2 protein-coding genes are annotated in these 3,155 nt (G+C 54.8%); both read right to left on the bottom strand.

Features of this window, described 5'->3' with window-relative positions; all coding sequences use genetic code 11:
- Window positions 1-418: 418 nt before the first annotated feature.
- Window positions 419-1,723, bottom strand: coding sequence for a DUF1501 domain-containing protein (locus tag ABX962_RS33600; protein ID WP_372726042.1), 1,305 nt, complete (start codon window positions 1,721-1,723; stop codon window positions 419-421).
- A 73-nt stretch (window positions 1,724-1,796) separates the two neighbouring features.
- Window positions 1,797-3,155, bottom strand: a 1,359-nt coding sequence (locus ABX962_RS33595; RefSeq protein WP_372726041.1) for a DUF1553 domain-containing protein, incomplete at its 5' end; no start/stop codon positions are given.

Raw genomic sequence — 3,155 nt, 5'->3', positions numbered from 1 at the left:
AAGCGGAATTTGGCGGCACGCCATCATTGTGATGCAGGTTGCGATGGGGCACACCGCTAATCGGCCCCGCAGCACTTGAATCGCCCCGCGGCACTTGAATCGAAGGGGCGAAGCTCGCCAAGAGCAATTCGCCCCGGGGCGGCTAGCCTGCGGGAATGTTAGTGACTTTCGCTATGACCGCACCCTTTTTCGATTGATGAACACCCGGCCATAGCTCTGGCGGGTGGCTGGCTTCCGATTTGCCTGATCCGCAAAAAAAAATCCTTGGCGAGGATGAATCCGGTTTAGTTCTGCCTTCCCTACAGCCGATAGTATTAGCACCATGGATTGGGAGGGTGGAACGATCGGTGTCATCGTTCCATTTTTGATGGGCCATGGTGAGGCAGGGAGGGCTTCACCATGGCCCTTCTCTTTTGCGCTATGAGAATAGCTTCTCGATGATGGTTCCGTTGCGAACCAGTGTGATCGGACGGCCCGTGCTGGAGTCGTATTCGAGCGTCGGGTCGATCCCCAGGTTGTGATAGAAGCTGGCGGCCACATCATCGGGCGTAATGGCTTCGTGGCGTGGTCCCGCGGCGGTGTCATCGCTTTCGCCAATCACTTGGCCACCACGCACCGCACCACCGGCCATCAGCATGAACATGCATCGAGGGTAGTGATCGCGGCCCCCTTCGGCACTTCGCTGGTTGATTTTCGGAGTCCGGCCAAACTCACCTGTCACAAAGACGGCGGTTCGTTCGAGTAAACCACGTTGCTCAAGACCATTGAGAAGTCCGCTTAGCCCCGCATCAAGCTTAGGCAAGTTGTTCTCTTTCAGCTTGGTAAAGTTATCTTGGTGGGTGTCCCAGCCGCCGAGCTGAACATTGACAAGACGTACGCCTGATTCAACCAATCGCAGTGCGAGCAGACAACTTTGGCCGAACGATTCTTCACCAAATTGTCTTGCAAAACTCTCGGGTTCTTTGCTGATATCAAACGCTTCTCGCGCACGCGATGAGGTGATCATCGAATAAGCTTGTTCGCCAAATTTGTCCAATCCCTCAAGCAGTTGGTCGTTCTTTTCCAGGTTGGCGAAGCGACGATCAAGTTTTTTGAGCAATTGTTGGCGACGTTTCACTTCGTCCACTCCGATTCCTCCGGCAAGTGAAATGCCGCGTACCGAGTAGGGTTGGCCAAACTGCGGCGTCGCGTTGGTCTCCAGAGCGGCATAGCGAATCCCCAGGAAGCCAGGGCCGTGGCCGCTGCGAGGCACTGCGACTTGGCTAGGAATATCACCATCGGATGGATTCTCTTTGCTTAACACGGCGCCGTAGCTTGGGTAATCAAGCGAGGGAATCGGTTTGCTGCCCGTGTTCACGTACTCGCGTCCGAGTTGATGAGCCGCCAAGGTGTGGCTGACGCCGCGAAGAATGGCATACTTGTCGGCACAGCCTGCTAGCTTCGGCAGATGCTCCGAGATCTGGATGCCAGGAACATTCGTGGCAATCGGCTTGAACGTTCCGCGAACCGTGTCCGGGGCATTGGGCTTGGGATCGAACGTATCGATATGCGACGGACCGCCGTTGAGTTCGATAAAGATCGCGCGATCAGCACGACCCGATTCCACCTGCCCCGCGCTGGCCATTCGCATGTAGTTTGCCAGCGTAAAGCCGCCGAGTGAAAGTGCACCCACTTTGAGCATGTCACGACGTTTCATGCCATCACACGTTGAATGAATTTCCATAGTTATCGACTCTGTAACGGGGGGAGAGAAAGGAACGGGGATGAAGGAAGCGACTCAATTTGCAGCATGAGGTTTAGTGAGTGATGATGAATTCTTTGGTATTCACCAATGCCCACATCAACGATTCCATTCCATTGGCAGGCGTTTCGGACTCGTTGATAAACGTTTCGGCAATCTCGCGTTCCTCGTCATCGGGGAAGCGGCTGAGCGTGCGAAGGTAGGCGTCGTCGACCAGCTTCGACACGGTGTTCGAAGCGGCTTTATTTGCGGCCTTGGTAGGTTCCAGCTCTCGCCACGATTTGGGGTTGGCAATCAGCGAGTCCAAAGAAGGCATTTCAAAGTCGAATTGCTCGAACTTGTTCGCCATTCGTTTGTATTCTTTTTCGATTTGGTCGCGCGTTTTCTTTTGTCGCTCTGTGGGGAGCGAGTTGTATTTGGTGACCCGGTTGATGATCATTTTGCGGTAATTGTCCGCAGCACGCACTGCGGCCGCTTGCTTCGGATCCACTCGCTGACTGGGGCCCGGCACTCCGAGGGCTTCACATGCCTGAGCGACCCAGCCGTTTTTGTCGGAGAGCCGTTTGTGCATGTCGGCATCGTTGCGTAGGTAGATCGATTGCAGCAGACTCGGAGAATCGCTGCGATCGCAATCGCAATTGGATTCACGAGTGGATTGTCCGAACACTTCCAGAGCAAAGTTTTTCTGATTGCGATTTTGAGCAATGCCTTCGGCGATCGCCATTTCGCTCACTTCGCCGCGAAGCTGGCTTGCCTTGTCATCGGAACCCGTCGCCAAGACAACAGCATCGTAGACCACTTCGGCAGGCAGTCGTCGTGGGATGTGACGCGAAAAATTGACGCGGTCGTGAAGGTTGGTGTCGTTGGTTTCCGCGCTTCGAGCATAGGTTTCGCTATTGGCGATTTCGCGATGAAGCCATTTCAGGTCAAAGTCTTGGGCAATGAACTCGCTGGCCAGATAATCCAGCAGCGGTGCGTTGCTCGGTGGGTTGGCAAGGTTCATGTCGTCCGAAGGGTCGACGATTCCGCTGCCGAAATAGTTGGCCCAGACGCGATTGACGATCGCTTTGGCAAAGTACGGATTGTCTTTGTCGCGAAGCCACTGCATCAGCGCCGGGCGAGGGTCTTTGTCAAGCGTGACCGGTTCACCCTGGCCAAGAATGGTGCCGGTGGGAAGTTTCAGTTCAGGAACCTTTTGTCCCTTTTTCTTTGCGATCGCTCGCGCCCGTTTTGCTTTGTCCGACGCGCCACGCGTGTTCACAAGTAACTCGCCAAACGGAACGACTTTGCCCTTCTGGGCCGCAGTGTAGACGGCTTTGCGAAGCTCGCCATTATTGAGTTTCTTGCCATCGGTGATGTCCTTTAACAGTTCGTCGCGAACCGCTTTGGCATCCGGAGAAACTTGGTTTTGGTT

Source organism: Novipirellula sp. (assembly GCF_041583735.1).
In the GTDB taxonomy this organism is placed as follows: Bacteria; Planctomycetota; Planctomycetia; order Pirellulales; family Pirellulaceae; genus Novipirellula.
Note: the sequence above shows the minus strand (reverse complement) of the source record. Positions and strands in the feature narration are given on the sequence as shown.